We start from the raw sequence: 7,730 nt of genomic DNA, 5'->3' as shown, positions 1-7,730 counted from the left end.
CAGGCGGGATGCGCTCCGGCAGGACATCGTCTCGCAAGGTGAGGGCGGCAAGCGGCTGCAGCCGCGCGTAGAGCGCGGCGAGGACGGTGGCGCGAGTGGTGGGCATGGCATTTCCTGCCGCCGTGATGGGCCGGCGGCTGATGGGGTTGGAGTCGCGGGAAATGGAGTCGGTTTCCTCAACCGGCCTTCGGGTCGGGAAGGGACGCCAGCCTTGCCGGGAGGTCTGCACGGCTGTGCAGGAAATCGACGATGACCACCTGAGCCGGGTCCTCGATGAACACGACGAAATGCTGCCCGCAGCGTGTGAAGCGCAGATCCTCGGGCAGGTCAGGTGCAATGAGGCGACGGCAATCCTGCGACACGGCCGTCCCGGCCGCGATTTCGGCGCAGCGGGCGATCAGGTCGTCCTCATAGGCGGCGGCCTGGCGGGGGCCGAAGGTTTCCAGCGTCCAGCGCGCAATCTCGACCAGCGAGGCCTCGGCCTGCCGCGTCAGCCTCCAGGGACGGGTCATCACCGGGCGGTTCTTGCGCGGGCAAAGGCGCGGCGCACCGCATCCTCACCACTTCCCTCGGCGAACTGGCCCGATCTGGCTTGTTCAACGCCGATGGTCAGCCGATCCCGCAGAGCGCCAAGTTCTGCCTCTTCACGTTCCAACAATCGCAACCCTGCGCGAAGGGCTTCACTGGCGTTCTGGAAACGGCCCGACGCAACAAGCCGATCAACGAGGGCGGACTGGGTGTCGGTCAAAACGACGTTTCGGGTGGTCATGGCGTGCCCTCTGTAACGTTGGCAATATATGCCAATGGCCCGAAACTGTCCACTGCCCTGTCACAGCTTCCCTTCCATCCACCCCGCCACGATCCGCCCCGGCACGCCGTCGATGGCCCGCTCGGCATCCCGCGCCAGATCCAGCCGCTTGCGCAACCTCACCTGTGGCACCAGCAGGAAGATCGGCACGGTGGCCAGCCCACGCCCGGTCTTGGCCCGCGAGGCGGCCGCCCAGCCCTTGGTGTTCAGCCGTGCCTCGGCCACCAGCAGGCTCGGCCCCCTGCGGCGGAAGACGAAGCGCAGGCGCAGTCCGGTGCGGCGCTCCCATTCGCCGGGAGTGATGCGGCCGCCTTTCGTGCTTTTGCCCGCGGCCGGAGTTGGGATCGCCAGCCAGAAGCCGTTCTGCGACCGGATCAGCGGCCCCGAGTCATGGGCGCCGACGATCACCGGGGCACTCGACCAGACCAGCGCGGCGGCATTCAGGCTGTCCCTGCCCTTCGGGTAGGTTGCGAGCCGGACCGAGTTCCCAAGGCGGGTGCCCAACCCGGCGCCGGTGATCTGACCGCGCCAGGCGGCCTTGAGGTCGCCGCCCGCGGCGCGCATCGCGGCCGAGACTGCCCGCTCGCCTGCCGCGATCTCCGCCTGCATCAGCGTGACGAGGTCGGGATTGATCTCGAGCTTCAGCTTCATTCCGGCCTCAGATCGAGGGTCCAGATCAGCCGGTCGCGGTCGCGCAGCGGCTCGCCCTGGATCAGGAAGCTCTCGGCGCCGAGCACGATCAGATCGCCCGGCCGCGGTTCGGGCAGGTCGGAAACACGGACCTCGACCAGGGTCGTATCGCTCACGATCCGCGCCTCGCCCCAAGGCGTGAGGACGTCCGGGGCCCGACGTGCGATCCGCACCGGCACACCATCGCCGCTGCCCCCCGCCCGGTAGAGTGCGGGCTCGGTCAGATGCGGGTCGCGGAAGAGCGCGTCGACGGCCGCGGCGAAAGCGGTCATCACACGACCGCTTCGTTGAGCTTCACGCGGCCGAGGATTTCGGTCGAGCCGCTGCCGACCGCCAGGGCCGCGAAGCCGATCAGTGTGTTGCCGCTCGCGGTGCCGGTGCAGCGTGAGGCCGCTCCGTCCCAGTAGACCTTCTGGCCGACCGTCCAGGCCTGGCTGGCGATCTTCGGCAGATCGAAGACACCGCTGAGGGCGATCACGCCGGTGGTACCCAGCGCGATATCGCCCGTGGCGACGCCAAAGGCGGCGCCGACGAGGACGCCGTCGCCAGACTTCAGCGCGGCGGCGGCAGTGATGACGAGCGTATCGCCCGCCGAGACATAGTTCTTCATGGCAAAGTTCCTTGCGGGGGGATCAGGCGGCGGCGCCGGGGTTCTTCAGAAGGCCGCGCCAGTCGATCGCCTTGGCGGCGAAGTCGTGGCGGGCCTTGATCTCGAGGCCGTCGACCTCGAAGCCCGCGCGGGTCTCGGTGTAAACACCCTGCTGGCCGTCGAGGTAGGCGTATTCCACCGTGTCGATGCGGGCCGGATCGGCGGCAAGGAACCAGGGGTCCTGGCCCGCGGTGGGGATCAGCCGCGGCTCTTCGATCACTTCCAGCCGACCGGCGAAGGTGTTGACGCCCGCCGTGTTGGCGGGCGTGGTGGCCGTGATCTGCTTGCGCGCTTCGACCGAGCGCGAGCCCGGCGGCACGAGGATGTAGCGCGGCAGGATCGAGATCAGCCGCGCTTCAAGCCCGCGCTGCTGGCCGAACATCCGGTAGGCCGCGGCGAGCGCCGCTTCCGAGACAACCGAGGCGGTGCCGAGGTTGCCGTGGGCGGCGTCGAAGAGCGCAGTGCCATCGGCCATCGTGGGGTTCTGGGTCAGGATCGCGTAGACGATATCGCTCTCGAGGTCCGCCGCCGACGCGCCGAAGGCCGCCGGTACCCGGGTGAAGGCGTTGAGATCGTCGTTGATCAGCGTCTGGCGGGTGATCGCCACGATGCGGCCGTAGGTCGCGAGCGCATAGACCTCCTTGCCCTCGCCAATTGTGCCGTAATGGAATTCGCCCGATTCCAGCACCTGCTGGAGATCCGGCGCGCCGCCGAGCTGGGTGCGCTGCACCGGCTTGAAGTCCATGATGGTGGCCGACCGCGCCCAGGTGGTGAAGGTGCGCGCCGTGCCGTCATAGGCCTGCCGCAGCGTCTTGTTCGCGACATTGGCGAGGATGGCCGCAAAATCGCTGGTCGAATGGTAGCCGCCGCCGTCGCGCGTTGCGAAGGCGGCGCGGGCAAGGTCCATCTTGGCGAGGCCGCGCGTCGGCGTGCCGCGCCGCTCCAGCGCGTGGCGCGCCAGTTCCATCAGGTTCAACCCGCGAAACTCGCGGGCGCGGTCGGGCAGGGGATGGGCTGCCGGGTTGTGGCGATGCAGCAGCGCCTCGGTCATCGCGTCGCGATAGGCGATCTCGCCCGCTTCACTGCCCCGTGCCTGGGCAAAGGAAGGCTCGTTGACACGGCCGCCGAAGGGGTCACGGTCGACGAGCGCGTCGAGCACTGCGGCGCGAGCGGCATCGAGCGTGACGCCGCGGGCGATCAGATCGCCGGAGACCGTGGCCTCGATGCCGTGGCGGGTGCAAAGCGCCATGATCTCGGCAACGCGGGAGCGTTCCTCGGCGCGGATCGCCGCTGGATCGGGCGCCGAGGGGGCAGGCGCCGCCGGGGCGGTGACCGGGGCGGCCGGTGCAGCGCGGGTCTCGATCGGCGCGGCGGTGCGGGCGGTGTCTTCGACAATTGCCGCCGGGGTGGTTTCAGGCATGGGGGCTCCTTTCGGTGTAGCCGCGCCGGGCGCGGGGGACTCGTCCTGCCGGATCAGGACACAAGGGTAGAGCGGGGCATCGCCGCTCTCGGCCGCGCGCACGGTGGCGCCCGGATCGGCGCCGATCGCCACGGCGGAAATCTCCAGGGGTTCCCAGTCGACGGCGCGCCAGTCTTCAGGGGCGCCATCGCGTTTGCTGATCTGGTAGCGATGAACGCGGTAGCCGACCGAGACATTGCGCAGGATGCCGTTCGCGATATCGCGGAAGATCGGCTCCACCTCGGCGCGGTCGGAGAACCGCACCGTGGCGACGCCCTGGCCTTGTTCGATGCGAGCGGAGCCTTCCACCACGACGCCCAGCACCGAGGCGAGCGAGCGCGCGTCATGCGAGGCGAGGAACGGCGCGCCGCCGTTGAGCCGTTCGAGCCGGACGGCGCCGGGATCAAGCGACAGCGTCTCAAGGATCGGATCGTCCAGAAAGCGCGGCCGCAGCACCGGCGCGCCGGTGGTCCAGACCAGATCGACAGTGCGGGCCTGCAGGTTCGCGGACTCGGCGCGCAGACTGGCGCTGCGCTCGAGCCGGGGCAGCTCGAGCGTGAGGGGGGCTGGGATGGGCAAGGTGAACTCCCGTTCAGGTATTCTGGGCCGGGTCCGGCGGGGTGCCGTCGGACGCGGTCATCTGGGCAAGGCCCGCTTTCGAGAGCTTGCGCGGGTCGCTGTCGAAGAGGAGGTTCAGCGCGTCGGTCTTGGCGGCGAAATCCGCCCATTCGACGATCAGCGCCTCCGGATCGTAGCCGCGCCGCGCGATCTGTTGCGGCAGGCTCGAGAACCCTGCGCGCACTTCGAGAAGGTCCGCCTGCACATCCTGCAATGGGTTGACGCTTTCGAACCGGGGCGGCGCCCAGTCCGCCGGAATGTCGATCCCGGCGGGCAGCTTGCCCATCGACTGCGCCATCGTGATGAACCAGCGCCAGACCGGCGCGCAGAACATCGGAATGATGGTCTGCCATTGCAGCTGGTCGATCATGCGGCGGAACTCGTTGAGGCCGACCCGGCTCGAGGAGAAGTTGGTCTGGCTCAGATCGCCGGTCATCAACGCGTAAGGCACCCGGAAGCCCGCCGCGATGATGTGCAATTGCACCCGGTGCCATTCGTAGACGCCCGCCGTGCCGGAGGGCTGGTTGAACTTGATGTCCTTGCCGCCGCGGGCATAGGCGATCAGACCCGGTTCGAACTGCTCGACGCGGTTGCCCGCGCTGTCCTGCACGATCGGAGCGATGGATTGGTCGGCCTCGTCGGCGCCGAAGACGATGCCGACAAGGCAGGCCTCGGTCTTCTTGCGCACCAGTTCCGCCCGCTGCCAGTCATCGACATCGCGGATCGCCCGCATCGCCGGAACACCCCAGGGCGTGCCGCGGTTCTGCACCCGCTGGCGCTCGAAGAGATGTGCGATCTCGGCCGCGCCGATCCGCACCGACTGCAGTTGACGCGCGAGGCCGGGCAATTGGTCACCCGGGTGGTTCGGAAACAGCCAGTAACCTGCGCGCCGCCCAGCCGCATCGTAGTCGATCCCCAGCGCGGTGCGTCCGCCCGCGGGGGAGGCGCCGACCCGCGCGGAATCGAGGTGATCGGCCTCCAGCACCTGAACCTGCAGCGGCACCGACAGCCCTTCGGAGGCCCGGCGCGGGTGCCGCATCGCCAGCACCTCGCCGCCCTCGATCATCTCGCGGACGGCGAGGTTCTGCAGGCCGTAGAAGTCGGTGTGGCCGTGGGCATCGCATTCCGCGGCCCAGCGCGTCCAGAGTTCATCGGCCGCCTTGTTCACCTTCGGGTCGGTGGAAGCGGCGCGCGGCCGGATGCCGGGCCCGACGAGGTTGTTCACCAGCACCTGCACCGCCTGGGCGGCGATCGGGTTGTTGCGCACGAGATCCCGCAAGGTATAGGCAGATTCCATCGCGTCTCATGCCGCGAGAATAGCACACCAGAACGACAACGGGAACCATCCGTCAGGTGGAGAACACTACCTTGTTCCCCGTTTAGACCCGTCTGCTGCGGTTCGCAGCGGCAAATTCGGGCGGGAAACTGATTTCAGATCAAAGTGTTGTTTCGTAACCCGCTGAATTCAAAGGATAACCATCCTTCCGGTAGAGGCGGCTCAAAACCTGAAGGCCGCAGGTTCAAATCCTGCCCCCGCAACCAAATCTTCTCGTAAGAACAAAGACTTGCAAAGCGCCCCTCGGGGCGCTTTTTGCATTCGGCATTCTACATCAACGCCACATCAACACCAGAACAGAAAAACGGCAACGGCGGGCATACGCGGGCATTGGCAGGCAGCGACGGGCTTCATGATGCTGACTGACATGCTGGTTCCAACCACGACCATATTTCCGCAGTGACTTCTGCCAGCGGCTTTCCTTCAAGCGTGGTGCCGCTGGAGTACGCGCGCCATTGCGTTTCCTTGCCTTGTTCGGTTGAAAACTCGGGTGAAAGACCCACCGGACAGGTCGTCGGAATGGCGGTTTCCCTCCGGTTGAACGTTCCCCGGATCGTGTCGACCAATTCCTGGCTATCGATCTTGACTGCCTTTGGCAGTGTCCACAGATCATAGAAATCCTTCATCCTGCTGTTGGCGATGCCCAGCGCGACCACCGCTTGGAACTTCTCGGCGATGACGGTCGCAGGGGAGTAGGCACGAATGGATGCTGCCGGAAAATCCAAAAGGGAAGCATAGTCGATCTGGTATTTTGGGTCGCCGAGGGCATCGCCGAACCCGAGGTCCACGGTGATCGGAATCTGGGTGGCCCCCAAATAGGCGGTCGTGCGCAGGCGCATGCCACCGTAAACCTGATCTTCGCGGATAGGGGCGGCCGTCAGATTGGCCGCGTCATAGATCAGGCCGTCACCGCCGTCGATCGCAAGGATCATTGAAAAGGCTTCTTTCAACGCGGCCTCTTCGTCGGAGCCGAATGCCAGGAAATCTATGTCCCGCGTGAACCTGCCAGTGTCGGCTGTCCAGAGCGTGACCAGCATCCCGCCTTTCAGGACGAAGCGATCACGATAATCAGAGACGGACAGGCGGTAGACCAGCCGCTCAAGGCCAAAGGCAACGAGGACGACATCGAAGACCTGCCCCTCTTGCCGTGCAAGGTTGAGCAGCCGTTGCCGGACGGAGGCCGCGATATCCTTGGGTGGTTTAGCCATTGGATGTCAGCGCCTCCAGATAGGGGCGCATCTGGTTCCATGCCCCGTTTTGCTGGGCGGCCTCTGCCAGCTGTCCTGGCGTTGCTTTGCGGTCGTTGAGCGCCGACTTCATGGCCTCGATGGCCACAGACCGGTCAACCAGCTTCGGGTTTCTGAAGGCGTCAGCAATCGATTTGGTGATGGAATACACGCGCACATCGACGCCGTGGATGTTGTGAACTTCAAGCCCGTTTGTCAGATAGGGTTCGCGAAACCGCACAACGCGGATTTGGGGGTAGTCGATCTTCGGGGCCCAATCCTTCGCGCCAACGGCGATCCAGACTTTGCGCGGCAGCTGGTCAGTCAGCTGGTGAAAAGACAGCGCCGAGGTCAGACAGATGACAGCTTTCGGAGTACGTTTGGCGATCTCTATCAGCGCCGAATGCAGATCCGGTTCACTGTCTGGCAGTTGGTAAAGACCGCGTCCGATGCGAACAACAGCGCCCTCAGCAACCGCGCGCGAGATTGCCGTGGCGGCCACGCCAATCGCCACCAGATCCCTGGACCGGGCTGGCGCATGGGCCTCCATGAAGTTGATCATTCGGGCACGTTGGCTATGATCCGTGATCATGGGTGTTATAAATCCTCGGACAGACTTAGTTTTTGTCCTATGTTTTGTAACACAAGGAGGCGCTCAGGGCAACCGGCACATCTGTGCCGCCTGTCCGCCAGCCGTTCGGCCATGGTGAGAAGTGTCAAAAGCACCGTGTCGGAGTGTTGTGCGAGCACGATCAGGTGCTCTCCGCTCGGTCCCCGTTCGCCGGAAAGCCAATACTTAAGGAACGTCTGAAAAACCTCCCGCTTTCGGCGTGATCTGGTAGACTTGGGCAAGCCTCCAGGGAGCCCTGCCGATGTCGAAACAGCCCGCCTTTCCCGGTCTTCGCGACGCGATGAAGAAGAAGCAGACGCGGCGTGAACTATTT

General features: G+C 65.8%; 9 protein-coding genes. All 9 read right to left on the bottom strand.

Translation table 11 applies throughout. From position 1 onward, the window contains the following. Positions 1–176: 176 nt before the first annotated feature. A complete protein-coding gene (locus AC11WY_RS18775) occupies positions 177–512 on the bottom strand; it encodes a type II toxin-antitoxin system RelE/ParE family toxin (RefSeq protein ID WP_482928314.1) in 336 nt (111 codons plus the stop codon). Further along, entirely contained in the window at positions 512–769 is a 258-nt protein-coding gene (locus AC11WY_RS18770) for a type II toxin-antitoxin system ParD family antitoxin (RefSeq protein ID WP_482928312.1), read from the bottom strand. The genes AC11WY_RS18775 and AC11WY_RS18770 overlap by 1 nt, the downstream gene beginning before the upstream one ends. 60 nt (positions 770–829) lie before the next feature. Beyond that, positions 830–1,459 (bottom strand): DUF6441 family protein, encoded by a 630-nt coding sequence (locus tag AC11WY_RS18765; protein ID WP_482928310.1) that lies wholly within the window; start codon positions 1,457–1,459, stop codon positions 830–832. Next, positions 1,456–1,770 carry a head-tail joining protein gene (locus AC11WY_RS18760; RefSeq protein ID WP_482928308.1) on the bottom strand — a complete coding sequence of 105 codons (315 nt, stop codon included), beginning with the start codon at positions 1,768–1,770 and terminating at the stop codon, positions 1,456–1,458. Before AC11WY_RS18760 ends, AC11WY_RS18765 begins: the two co-directional genes overlap by 4 nt. Next, complete coding sequence (locus AC11WY_RS18755; protein ID WP_482928307.1) at positions 1,770–2,108, bottom strand: DUF2190 family protein; 339 nt, start codon at positions 2,106–2,108, stop codon at positions 1,770–1,772. Before AC11WY_RS18755 ends, AC11WY_RS18760 begins: the two co-directional genes overlap by 1 nt. A 22-nt stretch (positions 2,109–2,130) precedes the next feature. After that, positions 2,131–4,185, bottom strand: coding sequence for a prohead protease/major capsid protein fusion protein (locus AC11WY_RS18750; RefSeq protein ID WP_482928305.1), 2,055 nt, complete (start codon positions 4,183–4,185; stop codon positions 2,131–2,133). Between the two features lie 13 nt (positions 4,186–4,198). After that, complete coding sequence (locus AC11WY_RS18745) at positions 4,199–5,521, bottom strand: phage portal protein (protein ID WP_482928304.1); 1,323 nt, start codon at positions 5,519–5,521, stop codon at positions 4,199–4,201. 389 nt (positions 5,522–5,910) lie between these two features. Further along, positions 5,911–6,768 (bottom strand): nucleotidyl transferase AbiEii/AbiGii toxin family protein, encoded by an 858-nt coding sequence (locus AC11WY_RS18740; protein ID WP_482928303.1) that lies wholly within the window; start codon positions 6,766–6,768, stop codon positions 5,911–5,913. Then, positions 6,761–7,348 carry a type IV toxin-antitoxin system AbiEi family antitoxin domain-containing protein gene (locus tag AC11WY_RS18735; RefSeq protein WP_482928302.1) on the bottom strand — a complete coding sequence of 196 codons (588 nt, stop codon included), beginning with the start codon at positions 7,346–7,348 and terminating at the stop codon, positions 6,761–6,763. Before AC11WY_RS18735 ends, AC11WY_RS18740 begins: the two co-directional genes overlap by 8 nt. Between the last annotated feature and the right edge of the window lie 382 nt (positions 7,349–7,730).

It is taken from the genome of Solirhodobacter sp. (assembly GCF_964715405.1).
The sequence above is the reverse complement of the archived record's forward strand: the minus strand, read 5'-3'. Positions and strand labels throughout refer to the sequence as shown.

Bases quoted from the DNA above. Each gene is read 5' to 3' on its own strand.
- AC11WY_RS18775 (WP_482928314.1), bottom strand. From the start codon at position 512: ATGACCCGTCCCTGGAGGCTGACGCGGCAGGCCGAGGCCTCGCTGGTC.
- AC11WY_RS18770 (WP_482928312.1), bottom strand. From the start codon at position 769: ATGACCACCCGAAACGTCGTTTTGACCGACACCCAGTCCGCCCTCGTT.
- AC11WY_RS18740 (WP_482928303.1), bottom strand. From the start codon at position 6,768: ATGGCTAAACCACCCAAGGATATCGCGGCCTCCGTCCGGCAACGGCTG.
- AC11WY_RS18745 (WP_482928304.1), bottom strand. From the start codon at position 5,521: ATGGAATCTGCCTATACCTTGCGGGATCTCGTGCGCAACAACCCGATC.
- AC11WY_RS18760 (WP_482928308.1), bottom strand. From the start codon at position 1,770: ATGACCGCTTTCGCCGCGGCCGTCGACGCGCTCTTCCGCGACCCGCAT.
- AC11WY_RS18755 (WP_482928307.1), bottom strand. From the start codon at position 2,108: ATGAAGAACTATGTCTCGGCGGGCGATACGCTCGTCATCACTGCCGCC.
- AC11WY_RS18735 (WP_482928302.1), bottom strand. From the start codon at position 7,348: ATGATCAACTTCATGGAGGCCCATGCGCCAGCCCGGTCCAGGGATCTG.
- AC11WY_RS18765 (WP_482928310.1), bottom strand. From the start codon at position 1,459: ATGAAGCTGAAGCTCGAGATCAATCCCGACCTCGTCACGCTGATGCAG.